The organism is Streptomyces lydicus (assembly GCF_000717345.1).
Lineage (GTDB): Bacteria > Actinomycetota > Actinomycetes > Streptomycetales > Streptomycetaceae > Streptomyces > Streptomyces lydicus.
In genome coordinates, this window is sequence record NZ_JNZA01000009.1 from 154,256 (window position 1) to 171,990 (window position 17,735).

General features: G+C 72.2%; 15 protein-coding genes and 1 pseudogene. 6 read left to right on the forward strand and 10 right to left on the reverse strand.

Annotated elements, in window-relative coordinates:
* Positions 1-274: 274 nt before the first annotated feature.
* From pheA to OO62_RS10780, 7 genes are all read right to left on the reverse strand, one after another.
* The gene (gene pheA / locus OO62_RS10750; RefSeq protein WP_033267077.1) at positions 275-1,201 is read right to left on the reverse strand and encodes a prephenate dehydratase; all 927 of its coding nucleotides are present in this window, start codon (positions 1,199-1,201) and stop codon (positions 275-277) included.
* A 118-nt stretch (positions 1,202-1,319) separates the two neighbouring features.
* Positions 1,320-2,642: an iron uptake transporter deferrochelatase/peroxidase subunit gene (gene efeB / locus OO62_RS10755; RefSeq protein WP_033267078.1), complete on the reverse strand. Its 1,323-nt coding sequence runs from the start codon at positions 2,640-2,642 to the stop codon at positions 1,320-1,322.
* Positions 2,642-4,804, reverse strand: coding sequence for a copper resistance CopC/CopD family protein (locus OO62_RS10760; protein ID WP_033267079.1), 2,163 nt, complete (start codon positions 4,802-4,804; stop codon positions 2,642-2,644). The genes efeB and OO62_RS10760 overlap by 1 nt, the downstream gene beginning before the upstream one ends.
* Before the next feature lie 74 nt (positions 4,805-4,878).
* Positions 4,879-5,325: a copper chaperone PCu(A)C gene (locus OO62_RS10765; RefSeq protein ID WP_033267080.1), complete on the reverse strand. Its 447-nt coding sequence runs from the start codon at positions 5,323-5,325 to the stop codon at positions 4,879-4,881.
* Entirely contained in the window at positions 5,322-5,966 is a 645-nt protein-coding gene (locus OO62_RS10770; RefSeq protein ID WP_033267081.1) for an SCO family protein, read from the reverse strand. Before OO62_RS10770 ends, OO62_RS10765 begins: the two co-directional genes overlap by 4 nt.
* Before the next feature lie 129 nt (positions 5,967-6,095).
* Positions 6,096-6,845: a YcnI family copper-binding membrane protein gene (locus tag OO62_RS10775; RefSeq protein ID WP_051732971.1), complete on the reverse strand. Its 750-nt coding sequence runs from the start codon at positions 6,843-6,845 to the stop codon at positions 6,096-6,098.
* Positions 6,846-6,953: 108 nt separating this feature from the next.
* Positions 6,954-7,787 (reverse strand): hypothetical protein, encoded by an 834-nt coding sequence (locus OO62_RS10780; protein ID WP_033267082.1) that lies wholly within the window; start codon positions 7,785-7,787, stop codon positions 6,954-6,956.
* A 247-nt stretch (positions 7,788-8,034) separates the two neighbouring features.
* Between OO62_RS10780 and OO62_RS10785 the strand changes: the two genes are divergently transcribed.
* On the forward strand, positions 8,035-8,526 hold the full coding sequence (locus tag OO62_RS10785; protein ID WP_033267083.1) for an ATP-binding protein: 492 nt from the start codon (positions 8,035-8,037) through the stop codon (positions 8,524-8,526).
* A 53-nt stretch (positions 8,527-8,579) separates the two neighbouring features.
* Here the strand turns inward: OO62_RS10785 and OO62_RS10790 are convergent, their stop codons facing one another.
* Positions 8,580-9,449: a helix-turn-helix transcriptional regulator gene (locus OO62_RS10790; protein ID WP_033267084.1), complete on the reverse strand. Its 870-nt coding sequence runs from the start codon at positions 9,447-9,449 to the stop codon at positions 8,580-8,582.
* A gap of 186 nt (positions 9,450-9,635) precedes the next feature.
* On the opposite strand from OO62_RS10790, the gene OO62_RS10795 reads away from it, so the two are divergent.
* The 5 genes and pseudogenes from OO62_RS10795 (at position 9,636) to OO62_RS10810 (ending at position 13,903) form a co-directional block, all read left to right on the forward strand.
* A complete protein-coding gene (locus OO62_RS10795; RefSeq protein WP_033267126.1) occupies positions 9,636-10,691 on the forward strand; it encodes an aldo/keto reductase in 1,056 nt (351 codons plus the stop codon).
* 46 nt (positions 10,692-10,737) lie between these two features.
* Positions 10,738-11,034, forward strand: coding sequence for a putative quinol monooxygenase (locus tag OO62_RS10800; RefSeq protein ID WP_033267085.1), 297 nt, complete (start codon positions 10,738-10,740; stop codon positions 11,032-11,034).
* A gap of 166 nt (positions 11,035-11,200) precedes the next feature.
* The gene (locus OO62_RS39535; RefSeq protein WP_157850134.1) at positions 11,201-11,344 is read left to right on the forward strand and encodes a hypothetical protein; all 144 of its coding nucleotides are present in this window, start codon (positions 11,201-11,203) and stop codon (positions 11,342-11,344) included.
* 391 nt (positions 11,345-11,735) lie between these two features.
* Positions 11,736-13,014: pseudogene (locus tag OO62_RS36385) on the forward strand (ABC transporter ATP-binding protein).
* A gap of 244 nt (positions 13,015-13,258) precedes the next feature.
* On the forward strand, positions 13,259-13,903 hold the full coding sequence (locus OO62_RS10810; RefSeq protein WP_051732975.1) for a TetR/AcrR family transcriptional regulator: 645 nt from the start codon (positions 13,259-13,261) through the stop codon (positions 13,901-13,903).
* A 7-nt stretch (positions 13,904-13,910) separates the two neighbouring features.
* On the opposite strand, the gene OO62_RS10815 is transcribed toward OO62_RS10810, so the two are convergent.
* A complete protein-coding gene (locus OO62_RS10815; RefSeq protein ID WP_033267086.1) occupies positions 13,911-15,377 on the reverse strand; it encodes an aminopeptidase P family protein in 1,467 nt (488 codons plus the stop codon).
* A 161-nt stretch (positions 15,378-15,538) separates the two neighbouring features.
* Entirely contained in the window at positions 15,539-17,080 is a 1,542-nt protein-coding gene (locus tag OO62_RS10820; protein ID WP_180290076.1) for a PP2C family protein-serine/threonine phosphatase, read from the reverse strand.
* Between the last annotated feature and the right edge of the window lie 655 nt (positions 17,081-17,735).

A 17,735-nucleotide genomic window follows, 5' to 3' on the forward strand; every position in this document is an offset into this window, starting at 1 on the left:
TTCTCTGTCCAAACCCCGTTCACGCACTCTTTCGTGTGGGATTGCCTCGCCCTAAAGGATTGATCACGTGAATTGTGCTGACGGGGGCCGGGGTCGGGCACTGTGGAACGATGTGGAAGGGTGTGGTGTCAGTAGGGCGATATGTCGACTGTGTCCGACTCTCGTGTCGACTTACCCACAGGTCGAGAACCGAGCCTGTGGATAACTTTGTGGACAACTCACAGCCGCTCCGGAAGCCGCAGGTCGAGCCCGGACGCGAGCGCGCCGGGACGGCTCAGCGACGCCCGTCCAGGCAGCGCGCCAGCCAGTCCGACGCCTCGGTGAACGCGGTGTCCGACATCTCCCGCCGCACGGTCGGCGTCATCTCGTCCGCCCGCGGATACGAACCCAGGAAGCGCACGTCACGGCAGACCCGCTTGAGGCCCATCAGCACCTCGCTGACCCGGCGGTCGGTGACGTGCCCCTCGCAGTCCACCGAGAAGCAGTAGCGGCCGATGCCCTCACCGGTCGGCCGGGACTCGATCCGCATCATGCTGACGCCGCGGACCGCGTACTCCTGAAGCAGCTCCAGCAGCGCACCCGGGTGGTCCTCGGCCAGCCACAGCACGACGGAGGTCTTGTCCGCGCCGGTGGGCGACGCCGGCCGGGCCGGGCGGCCCACCAGGACGAAGCGGGTGGTCGCGTTCTGCGCGTCGTGGATGTCGGTGACCAGCGGCGTCAGGCCGTACGTCGTCGCCGCGAACTCACCCGCGAAGGCGCCGTCGTAACGGCCCTCCTGCACCAGCCGCGCGCCGTCGGCGTTCGAGGCCGCCGACTCCCACACCGCCTCGGGCAGTTGGGCCGCCAGCCACTTGCGCACCTGCGGCTGGGCGACCGGGTGCCCGGTCACCGTCTTGACGTCGTCGAGCGCCGTGCCGGGGCGTACCAGCAGCGCGAAGGCGATCGGCAGCAGCACCTCGCGGTAGATCATCAGCGGCTCGCCGGCGGCGAGTTCGTCGAGGGTGGTGGTGACCCCGCCCTCGACGGAGTTCTCGATCGGCACCAGGGCCGCGGCGGCCTCACCGGCGCGCACCGCGTCCAGCGCCGCCGGCACCGACACCATCGGCACCAGCTCGCGCGTCGCCGCCTCGGGAAGGCTGCGCAGCGCGGCCTCGGTGAACGTGCCCGCGGGGCCGAGATACGTATAGCGGCTGGCCGACATCGTTGAGCTCCCTCGCGTAACTGCGGGGGCACCCCGCCGATCTACTCCCTGCCCTGCCACGATACCCAGCCCCCTCGGCCACCGGGCGGGACTTCCGCGGGCCGGACCGCCCGGGTCCCTAGCCCTCCAGCAGCGGCCGGCCCACGTAGCCGCCGGGCTCCGCGGCCGGCGGCACCGCGAACAGACCGCTCGCCTCGTGCCGCAGGAACGGCGACAGGGCGTCCCCGCGGTCCAGCTTCCGCTGCACCTGGGTGAAGGCGCGGAGCGGATCGGCCTGCCAGCAGACGAACAGCAGCCCGGCGTCCGGGGCGCCGTCCTCCCGGTAGCCGTCGTGGAACGAGAACGGCCGGCGCAGCATCGCCGCGCCCTGGTTGGACTCCGGGGCGGCGATCCGGGCGTGCGCGTTGGACGGGATGACCGGCAGCCCGTCCGGCCCGGTCGCGTCCAGCCGCATCGGGGTGGTCTCCGAGCCGCCGGTCAGCGGCGCACCGTCGTCCTTACGGCGCCCGATGACCCGCTCCTGTTCGTGCCGGGAGCGCTGCTCCCAGTCGTCCAGCAGCATCCGGATCCGGCGGACGACCGCGTACGAGCCGCCGCGCATCCACTCCTGCGCGGCGTCCCGCCCCACGAAGATCCGCTCGTCGAAGTCCTTGTCGGACGGCTTGGGGTTGTTGGTGCCGTCGAGCTGGCCCATCAGGTTGCGGGCGGTCATCGGGCGCGCGGTGGCGCCCGGGGTGCGGTTGAAGCCGTTCATCTGCCAGCGCAGCCGGGCGCTGCCGGCGGCGTCCTTCTGCAGCGCCCGCAGCGCGTGGAAGGCGACCAGCGCGTCGTCCGCGCCGATCTGGACCCACAGATCGCCGTTGCTGCGCTTGGGGTCCAGCGCGTCGGCGGAGAAGTCCGGCAGCGGGTCGAGCTGCACGGGACGGCGCGCCGTCAGGCCCGTACGGCCGAAGAAGCTGTGGCCGAAGCCGAAGGTCACGGTCAGCGAGGACGGGCCGGCGTCCAGCGCGACCCCGGTGTCGGCGGCCGGGGTGCGGCCGGCCATCAGCTCCTCGGCCGTGCGCGACCAGCGGCGCAGCAGCGCGGCGGCCTCCTTGCGGCCGGCCCCGGGCGCCAGGTCGAAGGCGACGAGGTGCCCGGTGGCCTGCAGCGGGGTGGTGATCCCCGCCTGGTGCCGGGCGCGCGCCTGGCGGAACGCCACCTCGGTCGAGCCGATCGTGGTGACGGCCTTCGCGGCGTCCTGCTCGGGCTCGGTGGCGGAGACGCCGATGGCGGCCCCGGCCCCGCCGACGACCAGCCCGGCCGCGCCCGCCGCGCCGACGGTGCCGAGCAGCCGGCGGCGGGAGAGCTCCAGGGAGTTCTGCGGGGTGGCCGGCGTGGCGCCGGAGGTCTTCGGGCCGGCGGCCCGGGGGCCCGCCGCCTGCTCGGTTCGCTTGCTCATCAGCCGATCTTCACGTTCCTGATCTCGGTCACCTGGTCGATGTCGGAGGTCCGTACGAGCAGCGAGAGCTGCCACTGCCCGGGCACCGGCAGCTGGACGCCGCTCGCGCGCCAGTGGCCCGTACCGGTGTGCCGGGGGACGACCGGCAGCGGCCCGAGCTTCTTGGCCTTCTGGGTGAAGGAGACCTTCACCTCGGGGACGTCCATGGCCTTGCCCGACGGGTCGGAGAGCCGCAGCCGCAGCTCGTTGGCGTTGCCGCTGCGGCCGGGGTCGAGGTCGACCCGGGCGGTGCCCTTGCCGTGCGGGCCGCCGGTGTCGAAGGGGACGGTCAGCACCTGCGGCTGGTTGGAGGCGGTGGACTGCCCGCCCGAAGCTGCCTGGACCGCCGCCTCCGTACGGGCCGGCTCGGTGGCCGTCAGCACCGTCGTCACCACCAGCAGGACGACGGCGACCGACGCCTCGGCGAGCACGGACCGCCGCAGCCCCAGCCGCTCCGGGTCCGCGTCCCGCAGCCGCTTGGTACGCGCGCTGCGCAACGCGGCCTGCTGACGGGCGAGTTGGGCGGCGCGGGTGGGGTCGGGGTCGGTGCTGGGCTCGGTGTCGGGGTCCGGGGCCACCTCAGGGTCCGTGTCCGGGGTCTCTTCAGAGGCCGGGTCCGGGTCCGGGGACGCAGCGGTGGCCGTTGCGGTGGCGGTGGACGAAGCGGCCGGGGCGCCCGCGGCCGCCTTCCCCGTCGCCTTCCCAGCGGCCTTCGCGGACTGCCGCTCGACCGGCTCCCCGGCCTCCTGCGCCGCGTCCGCCACATCCGCCGCATCCGTAGCGGCAGCCGTGCCACCGGCCTCGGCCGCCCGTGCCTCGCCCAGCCGCGCCGTCCACCGGCGCGACACCCAGGCGATCCCGACCAGGACCGCCACCAGCCCCACCTTGAGCAGCAGCAGCCGCCCGTAGGCGGTGCCGGTCAGCGCGCTCCAGGTGCCGACCTGCCGCCAGGACTGGTAGACGCCGGTGGCCGCCAGCACCACCACCGAGCCGAACGCGATCCGCGAGAAGCGGCGGACCGCCGTCCGCTCGACCGGCGGGCCCCAGTACAGGGACACCAGCAGCGTCGCCAGCCCGCCGAGCCAGGCGGCGACGGCGAGCAGATGCAGCACGTCGACCGGCATCGCGACGGCCGGCTGCAGCCCGGTCGAGGCGTGTTCGGCCATCGCCCAGGTCGCGGCGAGCCCGGTGGCGACGATCACCCCGCCGATGCCGAGCCCGAAGGTGAGGTCCTTGCGCCGCCGGGCCTCCTCGGCGGGGTCCACGGCCCCGGTCTCCCCCTCCGCGTCGGTTGTCCCGCCCGCGCCGGCCGGCTCATGGGCCCGCGCGAACGCGCCGAAGAGCACCGCGACGAACAGCGCCGCGGCCGCGAGCAGCAGCAGCCGCGACACCAGCGCCGCGCCCGGCTTCGTGAGCAGCACCTGCTGGAGCCCGCCCAGGTCGAAGACGTCGGCGAGGTCGCCGGACCCGGTGTACGGCGTGCGCAGCAGCAGCATCGCGACGGTGGTGCCGGTCAGCAGCGCCCAGCCCTGCACGACCAGCCGCTGCACGGACCGCACGAGGGCCGCGGCCGGCCGGCAGGCCACCACGAAGGCGGCACCGCCTGCCATCAGCACGAACCCGGCGTACGCCAGACAGCGGGCGATGCCGTAGAGCGCGCCCACCAGCCCGCCGCCGGCCTCCTGTTGGGGGACCGCCGCGGAGCTCTTGGAGGGCGCGCCGACCGAGAAGGTGAACGCGCCGGACACCGGGTGGCTGTCGGCGGAGACCGCCTGCCAGGCGACGGTGTACGTACCGTTGCCGAGCCCCGGCGGCAGCCCCGTGCCGTACTTGACGGTGGCGCCGCTGCACAGGTTGCGCAGCTTGCCGCGGTCCACCCGCTTGCCGTGCGGATCCAGCACCCGGATGGAGTCGTCGCCCATCGCGACGCCCTCGGAGAAGGTGAGCGCCACCTGCTCGGGTGCGCGGTCCACCACCGAACCCTGCGCCGGCGTGCTGCCGGTCAGCGCGGCGTGCGCGGACGCCGGGACGGCGCCGCCGAACAGCGCGCCGGCCAGCGCCACCGCGACGACCAGCATCCGCAGTACGGCGGACCGTCGCGCGGGTGGCCCGGTGGTGACCATAGTGATCGCTCCTCTGACTGCCGTGGCCGTTACGTCAGGTCGACTGTCGTGCTTCCCGTTACCGCCGCCGCCCGCTACTTCTTCGGGGCGTAGGTGGCGGCCTTGACCGGGACCTTCACCTTGATCGGGCCGGCCTTGGCGAAGTGCAGCTCGATGCTGACCGTGTCGCCCTCGGCCGGCTTCTTCTTCAGGCCCATGAACATCACGTGACTGCCGCCGTGCACCAGGTCGAGCGTGCCGTTCGCCGGTATCGCCAGGGAGTTGACCTGCTCCATCTTGCTGCCGACCGTCTTGTGGATCGAGACGTCCGAGGCCAGGTCGCTGGTGACCGACGTGAGCTTGTCGGCGCCGCCGCCGTTCTTGATCGTGAAGAAGGCGCCGGCCATGCCGTCGGTGACCGGCTGCGGCATGTACGCGCCGTCCACCGAGAGCTTCGGGGCGGTGTCCCCGCCGCCGCAGCCCGCGAGGGCGAGTCCGGACGTCAGGGCGAGGGCGGCGGCGAGGGTGGTGCGGCGGTTCACGGGTTCTGTCCCTTGATGATCTTCGGAAGTGCGGTGGTGTAGTTGTCGGAGGTCGCCTCCTGCATGCCCATCCAGTGGATCTTGTCGTCCTTGGGGGAGCTCAGCAGGACCTGCGCGCCATGGGTGGAGACGACATCGCCGTTCTTCTTCTTGACCGGCTTCTCGATCCCGATGTTCACGCTGCGCGCACCGGCCTGGATGGTGTCGAACTTGCCGGTCAGCCCGACGAAGTCCTTGTTGATGCCGGCGAGCCACTTCTTGAGGGCGGGCGGGGTGTCGCGCTCCGGGTCGGAGGTCACGAACACCACCCGCAGGTCCTTCTGCTCGGCCTGGGGCAGCTGCTTCACCGCCACCGCGATGTTGGCCATCGTCAGCGGGCAGACGTCCGGGCAGTTGGTGTAGCCGAAGTAGATCAGCGTCGGGTGGCCCTTGGTCTTCTCCAGCAGGTCGTACTTCTTGCCGTCGGAGTCGGTCAGGGTCAGGTCCGGCTTCTCCAGCGGATTGTCGAGCGTGACGATCGGCTTGGCGGTGGTGCCGCCGGAGACCACGGCGGCGGGCTTGTCCGCGTCGCCCTCACAGGCGGTCAGGCTGAGGGCCGCGGCCGCCGCGAGGGCGGACGCGAGCAGGGTCCTTCTACGCATTGCAGATATATCCCATGTGTTCTGAAGTCCCGGTCCGGGGCTTTCGGGGCGAAATGTGCACCCGCCGTGAGCCCGGAGCCGGGAGGGAGTGCCGGGCCGGCGCGGGTAGGGCGCCGGCCCCCGCGGTGGTCAGGCGCTGCGACGGCGGCCGGCGAAGACGCCGAAGCCGACTCCGATGATGCCCACGACGATGCCGACGACGCCCAGGACACGCGCCGTGGTGTCACTGGCGGACGTCTCCGCGGCCGCCGCCGTGGTCTTGGCGTCGTCGCCCGCGGCGGCTCCGTGGCCGTCACCCTCGGCCGCGGTGAGATGGAGCACCGGCGCCGGGTTCTCCGGCTCCGGGGCGCCCTCCTTCGTCGGTTCGATCCAGCGCACGACGTCCTTGTTGTCGTACGTCTGCAGCGCCTTGAAGACGAGCTGGTCGGCGTTCTCGGGCAGCTGTCCCACGGAGAGCGGGAACTGCTGGAACTGGCCGGGCTCGATGCCCTTGCCGTCGGCGGTCCAAGTGATCTTGGAGGGCGCCTCGTTGATCTTCTCGCCCTCCATCTCGATCGGCTTGGCGAGCTTGGTCTTGGTGACCGACACCTTCCAGCCGGGCACCGGCTGCGGCATGACGGACGCCAGCGGGTGGTCGGTCGGCAGGTTGACCTCGAGCTTCACCGTCGAGGCGTCGTCCCGCTCGTTGGGCACCTTGAAGTTGACGGTCGCGAAGCCGCCCTTGGGCGCCGACTGGGACTGCACGCTGACGTGCGCGAAGGCCGGACCGGCGAGCAGCAGCACGCTGCCGGCCGCGACGCCGCCGACGAGGGCCAGACGCGAAACCCGGGGGGACTTCGCCGACTTCACCGACGGGGCCGACTTCGAGATCTCAGACATCGGAAAACACTCCACAGGAAGGAGAGAGGTACGGGTGACAGTGGTGGCGCGCGTGCGGCGACGGCGCGCGAACCACCACCCTTCCTGGGGAGCGTGCTTCGCGTGACGTCAGGCCGCGAGGGCGAAGGAGGGCGGCCCTCGCCTGACGACACTGTGGTGGAGTGCGGGGTCCTTCGGGCCGGGTTTGTCATCCCCGTACGAAACGGGGGCGCCGAGCGCCTCGCCGTGCGCCGTGCCGAGACCCCTGAGCAGGGCGCGCACCAGCGCCGCCGCCCCGCGCACCGTACCGGTCAGGGTGTGCGCGATCTCGTACGCCGCCGGGGCCGACAGCCGGACCAGCCGCCACAGCGCCGCCTCGCCCCGCCGCAGCAGCCAGCCGACGGCGAGCGCCGCCAGCAGGTGCCCCAACAGCATGGGCAGCGACGGCAGCAGGCCGTGCGCCATCGCCGGGTCGGCGGCATCCGCAGGGTGCCCGCCCGGTGCGACGAAGCCGGCGGTGGCGGCCCGGTCGAGGCCGCCGCCGGAGTCGAGGATCCGCCGTGCCGTGGAGGCGTCCAGCCGGCCGGTACCGAGCCCGCACGTCACGTGCCGGGCGAGCGCGACCGCGGTCCCGTCGGACATCCCGCCGGGCCCGCCGCTCCGCGCCGTGCCGGCCGTCGTCATCGCCAGCTGGCCCACCGCGAACAGCGCGTGCAGCGCCAGCTGTCCCACCGCCAGGCCCGCCGCGATGCCGGGCAGCGAACGCTCCCGTCCGGCCAGCGGGGCCGCGACCGCGAACACCACCGCGGCGGCGGCACCCACCGTCCACAACGGGACCGCCGCGCAGGACGCGATCATGTGCCCGGCCGCGGACAGCACGACGCAGACCGCGGTGAAGACCGCGGCCCTCAGCAGCCGCAAATCGGCGGCGGCGCGCGCGGTGGGGGCGGGCAGGGCAGACATGGCCGCGCCATCATCCCACTGCCCCCGCCCGCCGCCTACGGCAGGGCGGTGCAAAAGGGGCGCCTCCGGCGATGTCAAGGGCGGCAGCCAGGGCGCGCGACGGCGCACACGCGGCGCTTCACCTACACCGATGCGCTCAGTCTTCGCATCCGCCGAATGAGCGGTATCACGTCCCGGACATGCTTACGGACCATGAGGCACGGCAATAGGTAACGATATGTCGAGCCGCGGCCAGGAGGCTGGAGCGATGAGCATCTGGTGGTCACTCCACTTGCGGCGCGAGGCGGCGAGCGTGCCGCTCGCCCGTCGCCTGCTGCTGGGCACGATGGAGACGGCGGGCGTCGACCCGGACATCTGTTACGACCTGTCGGTGGCCCTCTCCGAAGCCTGTGCCAACGCCGTTGAACACGGCGGCGACGCGGCCACCGAGGACTACCGCGTCACGGCCTACATCGACGGCGACACCTGCCGCATCGAGGTCACCGACTCGGGCCCCGGCTTCCAGGCCGACACCGTGCCCCCCGCACCGCCCCATACCGCGGACCGCGCCCTGGCGCCGGCCCCCGTGCCCACCCCCGCGCAGGCCCCCGCATACGCGGAGGAAGGCCGGGGGCTCTTTCTGATCGAGGCGCTCACCGACCACGTCCGCTACCGCAACCGCACCGGCCGGCCCGGCGCGGTCGTCAGCTTCGACAAGATCCTCAAGTGGCGCGAGGACGCCCTGCTCAAGGCGTCCTGACCAGGTCGTCCCGGGCGGACCGTGACGGCGAGGCGGGGCGGCGGGGTGCTTGTTCAGCCGACCGGCGTGCTTTCCCCGGCCCAGGCTGCCAGCAGCCGCAGCGCGGTGTGCGAGGGTGAGCCTTCCTCCACGGTGTGCGCGATCAGGGCCTGGTCCGGGTCGTCCGGCAGTCGCAAGGTCTCGAAGCGGAGGTCCAGTTCACCCACCACAGGGTGCCGGTAGACGTAGCGTCCGTGGGTCTTGTCCTTGAGGCGGTGCTCCGCCCAGACCGACCGGAATACCGGGCTGGCGGTGGTGAGTTCGTCGAGCAGCTCCGCCGTGTGGGGATCGTCGGGGTGGCGTGCGGCGTCGAGACGGAGGTAGGCGGCCACGTCACTGGCCTTGCCCCGCCAGTCGGCGTACAGATCGCGCATCCCCTCGTCCAGGAAGACCAGGCGAGCCAGGTTCCGCTGCCGGGGAGGCAGCGCGCCGAAGTCGGTGATCAGAGCCGCTGCGAGACGGTTCCAGGCCAGGACGTCGGTGTTGCGGCCGACGATGTACGCCGGGACGTCAGGCGTCGAGTCCAGGAGCCGACGCAGGCCCGGCCGCACCTTCTGCGGGCGGGGCGAGCCCTCCCCGTGCGCCGGTTCCGGCCGGGGCGCGGGGCGGGCCAGCCGGTACAGGTGCTCGCGCTCCACCGCGTCCAGGCGAAGGGCGCGGGCGACCGCGTCCAGCACCTCCGAGGAGAAGTGCAGCGCGCGGCCCTGTTCCAGCCGGACGTAGTGATCCACGCTCACCCCGGCCAGTTGGGCCAGCTCCTCGCGGCGCAGCCCGGGTACCCGACGGCGGCCCCCGTAGTCCGGCAGCCCCAGTTCCTCGGGTCGCAGCCGTGCACGGCGGGAGCGGAGAAACTCGCCCAGTTCGGTACGTCGGTCCAGTGCCATGTGGCCAGTATTCACGGGCCGGTGTCGTGCCCGGCGGCCTTTGCCTGGTCATGCCGTGCCCAGGCACGGGCTGCCACTGGGTCGGCCCGACGGCCGCCGCCACAGTGGTGAACGCCGGAACGTTTCCGGCCGACCGGAGGCCGCTTGGCCCCGGTCCCCCGCCAACCGCACCGGGAGTTCCACGACATGAGCACAACCCACCTGCCCGCCCTTCCGCTCGGCACCACCGGCATGGACATCACCCGCGTCGGCTTCGGCTCCTGGGCGGTGGCCGGCTCGGGATGGTTCTTCGGCTGGGGCGCCACCGATGACGACGAGTCCATCGCCGCCATCCGCCACGCGGTCGCCTCGGGCGTCAACTGGATCGACACCGCCGCCGTGTACGGGCTGGGGCACTCCGAAGAACTGGTCGGCAAGGCCATCGCCGATCTGCCCGAGGACGAGCGCCCCTACCTCTTCACCAAGGCCGGGCTGGTCTGGGACCCGGACAACCCGCAGGCCGCACCTCGCCGGATCATGAAGCCGGCCAGTGTCCGCCGCGAGATCGAGGACTCTCTCCGGCGCCTGGGCGTCGACCGTATCGACCTGTACCAGGTGCACTATCCGGACACCGGCGAGTCGCTGGAGTACGCGGGAGGCGGCTTCGGGGACGTCTCCCCGAACGCCACCCCGCTGGAGGAGTACTGGCAGGTCATGGCCGATCTCAAGGCCGAGGGGAAGGTCCGCGCGATCGGTCTGTCCAACCACTCGCCCGAGCAGCTTCACGCCGCCGAGCAGATCGCCCACGTCGACGTCATCCAGCCCCCGTTCTCGGCCATCAACCGCTCGGCCGCACCCGAGATCGCCTGGGCTCACGCCCACGACACGGGGGTGATCGTCTATTCCCCGCTCCAGTCCGGTCTGCTCACCGGAGCCTTCTCCGCCGAACGCGCCGCGAGCCTGCCCGCCGACGACTGGCGCTCCGCCCACCATGACTTCACCACGGGCCTGACCGCCAACCTCCGCCTCGCCGACGCGCTGCGGCCCGTCGCCGACCGGCACGGCGTCACCGTCGCCGAAGTGGCCATCGCCTGGACCTTGGCCTGGCCGGGCATCACCGGCGCGATCGTCGGCGCCCGTAACGCCCGCCAGGTCGACGGCTGGATCGCGGCCGGCGCCGTTCACCTGACGCCCGACGACCTCGACGAGATCGCCACCGCGATCACCGACTCCGGCGCGGGCAACGGCCCCGCCTGCCCGTAGCCGGCCTGCCTCACCTCACCCCGACCTCGCAAGGAGATCGCTGCCCATGACCCTCGTCGTCCTCGCCGAATGTCTGGCCGCCCCGGGCCAGGAGGACCGTCTGCGCACCGCCCTGGAGGCGATGATCGAACCCTCTCTGGAAGAGCCCGGGTGCCTCGCGTACAGCCTCTACGCCGACCCCAATCGCCCGGCCCGCATGGTGATCGTTGAGGAGTGGGCCGACCAGGAGGCTCTGCGGGAACACTTCGCCACCGCCCATTTCCTGCATGTCGAGCAGGTCCTGGACCGCGTCCTGGCCGAGCCCATGACCCTGCGGACGCTGGTGGCCACCCCCACCGGGTGACGACGCCGTGGCGGTTGCTCGTTGCTTTCTGAGAGAACCTCAGGCGCTATTCATGGAACCCTCAACGGTTTCGGTATTTTCCGGCGTCCGGGGCCGGTAATTTTTTCCTCGTCGGGCGGTCGCGATTCAGGAATTCGCACCGCGTATACGAAAACGAGGAGACCTCATGTCTTTCAAGAAGATCGTCCCGCTGCCCAAGCGTGGGAAGCAGCCCCTGCCGAAGCCCCCGAAGGGGCACGGGCACGACCACGGCCACGGGCACGGCCACAAGCCGCCGCGCAAGCCGCTCCCGGTGCACGGCGAGCGCTGACCGGGAGGCCGGGACACCGGGCGACCGGGTGACCGGTGGGAGGGCCGACGGCCGTGGGGGCCGTCGGCCCTCCCTTTTCGGTGGGGCGTCCGCAAGGGCGGTTAACGGGACGTTCGGAATTGCTGTGGAAGAGCTGTGCGCGAGCTCGGTGCGGCATATCAATTCCATGGAATTCCTTTGAATTCGATCATGGAGGTACGGGTGTGGTGCCGTGCGTCCCGGGCGTGTGCGAATTTCCTGCGCGCGACGGAAAGGAAGAAGTGACGTGAGCCTGCGGGAGAACGACTTCGCGACGGTGCGGCTGCGGCGGGTCGTCGCCCCGGACCCGCCCGGGGAGCCCCGCCCCGCACCCGCGCTCCCGGCCCGCGTCGCCTTCCGCCGCTTCTGGCCGATGAGCAAGGGGCTGCGGGGGCGGCTGGTGCTCGTCTGTCTCTGCGTCATCCTGGCCGCGCTCGCCGAGACCGCCGCGATCCTGCTCTTCAGCGACCTCACCGACTACGCGCTGCAACGCGGCTCGCTCGACGAATTCTGGGGTCCGGCCGCGAAGTGGCTCGGCGTCGCCGTGCTCGGCGCGGCTGCTGCGCTGGGACCTGGCGCTGGCCACCTTCGTCCTCGCGCCGCTGTTCTGGCTGGCGGCCCGCCGCTTCGCCGGCCGCATCCGGTCCGTCGCGCGGGACGAGCGAGTGGCCGACGGCGCGATCACCTCCGTCGTCGAGGAGTCGCTGGGCAACATCGTGCTCACCCAGGCGTACGGCAGGGAGGGGGCGGAAAGCGTCCGGCTGGACCGGGAGGCGCGCGCCTGGTTCACCGCCTCGGTCCGCGGCGCCCGGCTGAGCGAGCTGTACGAGCGGCTGGTCGAGGTGATCGAGACGGTCTGCGTGCTGGCCGTGATCGGACTGGGCGCGTGGGAGATCTCCGCGGGGCGGATGACGCTCGGCCAGCTGCTCGCTTTCGCCGCCTTCCTCGGTTACCTCTACCCGCCCGTCCGGGACCTGGGGCAGCTGGGCCTGACGGTCACCACGGCGACGGCGGGCGCGGAACGCCACCTCCCGCTGGCGCGGCTGCGCGCGCAGGTGGCGCTGCTGCCGCAGGAGACGCTCATCCTGCACGACACCATCCGCGAGAACATCGGCTGCGGGCGGCCCGGCGCGAGCGGCGAGGAGATCGTCGGGGCGGCCCGGGCCGCCGACGCGGACGCCTTCATCCGGGCCCTGCCCGACGGCTACGAGACCCGGATCGACCCCCACTCGGCGCGGCTGTCCGGCGGCCAGCTCCAACGACTGGCCATCGCACGGGCCATGCTGCGTGACGCGCCGGTCCTCGTCCTGGACGAGCCGACCACGGGGCTGGACGCGCTCGCCGCGCGCCGCGTCGTCACGCCGCTGCGCAGACTGATGCGCGGCCGCACCACGCTCATGATCACGCACGATCTGAACCTCGCGCCCGACGCCGACCGCATCCTCGTCCTGGACGGCGGCCGGATCGTGGAGACCGGCCGGCACGAGGAGCTGCTGAGCCGCCCCGGCGGGGCGTACGCGCGACTGCACCGCTCGCAGAACAACGCGGTCGTGGACACCGGTGAGTTGCGGCTGCCGCTGTCCGCCGACGACGGACGGCCGCTGTTCCGGGACGAGGTGTGGCTGCCCGGGGGCGTCGACGGCCGACGGTGAATCAGGGCGGCGGTGAACAGCGCGGAGCCGAGGTGTCAATCCGGGCGAACGTGGGCAGTTGGTTGGCTGTCCGGAAATCGCCCTTCGAAGCTGGTGGCAGCCCGGTCTCGCGGTGGGAGGACCTCCCCCGCGGCGTCCCCTGTCCCTACGAGACCGGCGCACACCAGGACTAAAGCGAAGTCGTTCGCGTTAGTCTTTCTCGGACAATACTTGGCGAGAACCCGCACTGCAATACGGAGCCGTCTTGACGACAGCGCACCAGGCCCCGGGCGAGACCCGCCCCGGCGGGCGCACGGCCCGCACCCGCCAGGCCGTATTGACCGCCGTCTTCGCGGAGTTGGACGACGGCGGCTTCGCCGGACTCACGATGGAGAAGGTCGCGCAGCGCTCCGGAATCCACGTGGCGACGCTCTACCGGCGCTGGCGCTGCGTCGAGGGACTGGTCTGCGAGCTGCTGACGGATCTGAGCGGCAGCGTGCCGCTGCCGGACACCGGCACCCTCCCCGGCGACCTGCGGGCGCTGGCCCACTCGATAACCGCCTTCTACGGGGAGGGGCGGATAAGCCGGCTGATCGAGGCGGTGGTCTCCGCCGCGGCCCGCGACCCGCAGGCGGCCTCCGTGCTGCGGTCGTTCTTCGAGGAGCGGCTGCCGCTGGCGGGCCGGATGGTGGAGCGGGCCGTCGAACGCGGCGAACTCCCCCCGGAGACCGACCCGGTAGAGGTGATGTCGGCGCTCGGCGCGCCCTTCTACTACCGGATCCTGATCGCGCGCCGCCCCGTGGACGCGGCGCTCGCCGAGTCCACCGCCACCGCCGTATGGGCCGCCGCCCGCGCGGGCGCGTACGCGGGAACGGCGCACGGGCCGGTGGACGACGCCACCGGCCCGTGAACGAGGGCTACTTGGTGAGCCCCGCCATCCATGCCTCGACCTCGTCCGACCGCCGCGGCAGCGCGGCCGACAGGTTCCGGTTGCCGTCCTCCGTCACGAGGAGGTCGTCCTCGATCCGGACGCCGATCCCGCGGTACTCCTCAGGCACCGTCAGGTCGTCGGCCTGGAAGTACAGACCGGGCTCGACGGTCAGCACCATGCCGGGCTCCAGCGTCCCGTTGACGTACGCCTCGGTGCGGGCCGCGGCGCAGTCGTGGACGTCCAGGCCGAGCATGTGGCCGGTGCCGTGCAGGGTCCAGCGGCGCTGCAGACCCAGCTCCAGCACCCGCTCGACGGGACCCTCGACCAGGCCCCACTCCACCAGCTTCTCGGTCAGCACCCGCTGCGACGCGTCGTGGAAGTCCCGGAAGGCGGCGCCCGGCTTGACCGCCGCGATGCCCGCCTCCTGGGCCTCGTACACCGCGTCGTAGATCTTGCGCTGGAGGTCGGAGTAGCGGCCGTTGATCGGCAGCGTGCGGGTGACGTCCGCGGTGTAGAGGGTGTTGGTCTCCACGCCGGCGTCCAGCAGCAGCAGGTCGCCGGAGCGGACCTGGCCGTTGTTGCGCACCCAGTGCAGGGTGGTGGCGTGCGGGCCGGCGGCGCAGATCGAGCCGTAGCCGACGTCGTTGCCCTCGACGCGGGCGCGCAGGAAGAACGTGCCCTCGATGTAGCGCTCGGACGTCGCCTCGGCCTTGTCGAGGACCTTCACCACGTCCTCGAAGCCGCGCACGGTGGAGTCGACGGCCTTCTGCAGCTCGCCAATCTCGAACGCGTCCTTGACCGCACGCGCCTCGGAGAGGAAGACCCGCAGCTCCTCGTCGCGCTCGGCGGTGATCTTGTCGGTCAGCGCGGTCTCGATGCCGGCGTCGTGGCCGCGCACCACGCGGACCGGGCCGGTGGCCTCCTTGAGGACGTCGGCCAGCTCGCGGATGTCCTTGCAGGGGACGCCGAGCAGCGCCTCGGACTCGGCCAGGCTGTGGCGGCGGCCCACCCACAGCTCGCCCATGCCGTTCAGCCAGAACTCGCCGTTCTCACGGTTGGAGCGGGGCAGCCGGTAGATCGTCTCCTCGTGGCCGTCCGCCGCGTCCGCACGGGGCTCCAGGACCAGCACGCTGTCGTCTGTCTGGTCGCCGGTGAGGTACACGTACTCCGTGGAGGCGCGGAAGGAGTACTCGGTGTCGTTGGAGCGGGTCTTGAGGTTGCCCGCCGGGATCACCAGGCGCTCGCCGGGGAAGCGCGCCGAGAGCGCGGCGCGGCGCCGGGCGGCGTTCGGAGCCTGCTCGATCGGCTCCAGCTCGCGCAGCTCGGTGTCGGCCCAGCCACTCTTCATGTTCGCCGCGAGCTCATCCGAGACGCCCGGGTACAGACCGTTCTTGCGCTGCTTGATCGGCTGCTCTTCCTCGGCCGGGGTCTCCGGCGTGAGCTCGTCGGTCACAATGCCTCCTTTTAAGAGTGAACCGCATTCCATCGTATGTGTGGATGGATTGCGGTCCAGAGGGAGGAAGGTGTGACCTCTCCGGCAACTGTGGCCTTTGTGCTCACGGGCCCCTGAGGCCCCAGGGGCCCGGTGCGCCCCTCCGGACGGTGTTCCTCCGGTCACTCCTCGAAGTACGCCGCCAGCAGCACCACGTCCTCCTCCGACGTCGCGTCGTCCAGCCCCTGCGGCAGCATCGTGCGCACGATGTGGTCGACCACCGCCTCCGGATCACGGCGGCCGGCCCTGGGCACGCCCGCGGCGGCCGCGTGCAGCCGGGCGAAGGCGCGGTCCATGGGCTCGCCGGTGCGGTGCAGCAGCCCGTCGCTGTAGAGCAGCAGGGTCTCGCCGCCGGCCGGCTCGATCTCCACGCTGGGCGCCTCCCAGCAGGCCAGCATGCCCAGCGGGGCGGACAGCGAGGTCTCCACGAACTCGGTCCGCCGATCGCCGAGGATGAGCGGCGGGCAGTGCCCGGCGCCGGCGAGCACCAGCTTGCGGGGCAGGGCGGCACCGCCCCAGCCCCCACCGGGCGGGCCGGTGAAACCGCCCGGCGCCCCGGGCGGCGGCTCGGTGAAGGCGAACAGCGCGGTGGCGCTGCGGGCCGGCTCGGTCAGCCGCAGCAGCAGCTCCAGGTCCGACAGGACCGCGACCGGGTCCTCGCCCTCCATGACCGCGTACGCGCGCAGCGAGGCCCGCAGCCGTCCCATGGCGGCCACCGCACTCGGTCCGGAGCCGGTCACCGAACCGACGGCCAGCCCGAGCGCGCCGTCGGGCAGCGGCAGCGCGTCGTACCAGTCACCGCCACCGCGCGGCCCGGTGCTGTGCCGCACCGCCAGGCGCACGCCGGGCACCCGCGGCAGCCGGTGCGGCAGCAGCTCCTCGCGCAGCGTCTCGGTGGCCTGCCGGCTGCGGTGCAGTTCGAGCAGGCGGGCGAGGTGCTCGGCGGCGTGCGCGCGGTAGAGGCCGACGAGGTGGCGCTGGCGCTCGGTGGGTTCGGCCGGTTCGTCGTAGAGCCAGACCGCGGCGCCGGTCCGGCCGATGGGCGCCGCGGTGAGCGGCACCGCGTAGCTGGCCGCGTAACCGAGGCGGGCCGCGACCTCGCGCAGGCGGGGGTCGAGGTCCTTCTCGCCGGGGATGTCGGGTTCGGCGATGTCGGGGGTGTCGTCCCCCGCGGCGCCCGGCTCCGGCAGGCCGTCCAGTATCCGCGCGTACGACAGGGCGCGGCGCGGGATGGTCTCGATGTGTCCGATCTCGGCGTGGCCGAGTCCGAGGCCGACGGTGGTCTCCGGGCCCAGGCCGTCGGCCGGCGCGACGACGACCATGCCGCGGCGCGCGCCGACCAGCAGGGCGCCGGCGCGCAGCAGCTCGTGCAGGGCGTCCTGCAGGGTGCGGGTGCGGATGAGCTGCTCGGTGAGGTCGTGCAGCGTGCTGAGGTCGGAGATCCAGCCGGCCAGTCGGTCCTGGACAGCGGCGAGTTGGTCGACGGCGGCGGCGTCGGACGGGAGGCCGCAGGCGGGGTCGGGGGCGGCGTCCGCAGGGGTGGCGGACGGGGTGTCCGCGGCCGGGTCCGCGGGGGGCTGCGCCACGTGCGGGCCGGCAGTGTGCGCTGGCGCGGGAAGCGCTGGTTCGATTCCAGCCACTTTCGGAACGTGCCGGGCGGTCATGGCTGGCGGCTATCGTCGCGCCAGGCATCGGCCCAGGTCAGAACGGAGTTTGGTAGGGAGTGTGACATTTCGTTGAGTGATGTTGTGCGGTACGTTTGGCCGCTCAATTTCCTCAATAGCATCGCAAACCCCCATGTCATGCTGCTCCGCTATTAATGCCTCCACATGTACACGCACCGGTGATGCGATGTCCAGCATTGTCCCCATGGGGTTTGTGGTGTCAACGAGGTCTGTAGATTGGCCTGAAAACAGCCCCCCGAGCGTCAATTTGAGGTCGACTGGCGGCGATCGACAGCGCGTCATCACCACAGTGGCGGGTACGTAATCGGAAAGGTGCGGGGCCAGTTGGGGCCGCACCGGAACTCTCCGGCGGGCACCGGCGTCTCATACGACGAAAACCGCGACGGACCCCCAAGTGGCGGGGGCTGCACCACGGAAGCGCAAGCGCCATGCGCGCGCCACCCTCCGCCATGTTCCACGCTCGGCGTACGGCGTGATGCGCTGCCTTGTACACGCGGTGATCCAGAGATCCACGTGGCGTGATCGATGCACGACCGACTTCGGGTCGCCCGACCGCGCCGCACAAACGCCACACCCCGGCATGAAGCGGCGCGGCGCGAACGACGGTGAACCGCAAGCAGTGTCCTGTTAGTGC

Excerpts from the sequence above, each read along its gene's own strand:
- pheA (WP_033267077.1), bottom strand. The coding sequence starts at position 1,201 with ATGTCGGCCAGCCGCTATACGTATCTCGGCCCCGCGGGCACGTTCACC.
- efeB (WP_033267078.1), bottom strand. The coding sequence starts at position 2,642 with ATGAGCAAGCGAACCGAGCAGGCGGCGGGCCCCCGGGCCGCCGGCCCG.
- OO62_RS10760 (WP_033267079.1), bottom strand. The coding sequence starts at position 4,804 with ATGGTCACCACCGGGCCACCCGCGCGACGGTCCGCCGTACTGCGGATG.
- OO62_RS10770 (WP_033267081.1), bottom strand. The coding sequence starts at position 5,966 with ATGCGTAGAAGGACCCTGCTCGCGTCCGCCCTCGCGGCGGCCGCGGCC.
- OO62_RS10775 (WP_051732971.1), bottom strand. The coding sequence starts at position 6,845 with ATGTCTGAGATCTCGAAGTCGGCCCCGTCGGTGAAGTCGGCGAAGTCC.
- OO62_RS10780 (WP_033267082.1), bottom strand. The coding sequence starts at position 7,787 with ATGTCTGCCCTGCCCGCCCCCACCGCGCGCGCCGCCGCCGATTTGCGG.
- OO62_RS10785 (WP_033267083.1), top strand. The coding sequence starts at position 8,035 with ATGAGCATCTGGTGGTCACTCCACTTGCGGCGCGAGGCGGCGAGCGTG.
- OO62_RS10790 (WP_033267084.1), bottom strand. The coding sequence starts at position 9,449 with ATGGCACTGGACCGACGTACCGAACTGGGCGAGTTTCTCCGCTCCCGC.
- OO62_RS10795 (WP_033267126.1), top strand. The coding sequence starts at position 9,636 with ATGAGCACAACCCACCTGCCCGCCCTTCCGCTCGGCACCACCGGCATG.
- OO62_RS10800 (WP_033267085.1), top strand. The coding sequence starts at position 10,738 with ATGACCCTCGTCGTCCTCGCCGAATGTCTGGCCGCCCCGGGCCAGGAG.
- OO62_RS39535 (WP_157850134.1), top strand. The coding sequence starts at position 11,201 with ATGTCTTTCAAGAAGATCGTCCCGCTGCCCAAGCGTGGGAAGCAGCCC.
- OO62_RS10820 (WP_180290076.1), bottom strand. The coding sequence starts at position 17,080 with ATGACCGCCCGGCACGTTCCGAAAGTGGCTGGAATCGAACCAGCGCTT.